This window comes from Aquiflexum lacus, from assembly GCF_015476655.1.
Classification (GTDB): Bacteria; Bacteroidota; Bacteroidia; order Cytophagales; family Cyclobacteriaceae; genus Aquiflexum; species Aquiflexum lacus.
Genome location: NZ_JABFHF010000092.1, coordinates 1 through 403, shown reverse-complemented (window position 1 = coordinate 403; position 403 = coordinate 1). Strand labels below are relative to the sequence as shown.

At 58.8% G+C, this 403-nt stretch carries 1 rRNA gene; it reads left to right on the top strand.

From position 1 onward, the window contains the following. Nucleotides 1–396, top strand: a 16S ribosomal RNA gene (locus HMJ38_RS25170); the annotation flags it as partial. Between the last annotated feature and the right edge of the window lie 7 nt (nt 397–403).

Here is a 403-nt window from a genome sequence, read left to right as displayed (position 1 = left end):
GGTGGGGACTCTAATAAGACTGCCTGCGCAAGCAGAGAGGAAGGAGGGGACGACGTCAAGTCATCATGGCCCTTACGCCCGGGGCGACACACGTGCTACAATGGCGCATACAGCGGGTAGCTACCTGGCAACAGGATGCCAACCTCTAAAAGTGCGTCTCAGTTCGGATCGGGGCCTGCAACCCGGCCCCGTGAAGCTGGAATCGCTAGTAATCGCGCATCAGCCATGGCGCGGTGAATACGTTCCCGGACCTTGTACACACCGCCCGTCAAGCCATGGAAGTCGGGTAGACCTGAAGGCGGTAACCGCAAGGAGCCGTTAAGGGTAGAACCGGTAACTGGGGCTAAGTCGTAACAAGGTAGCCGTACCGGAAGGTGCGGCTGGAACACCTCCTTTCTGGAAG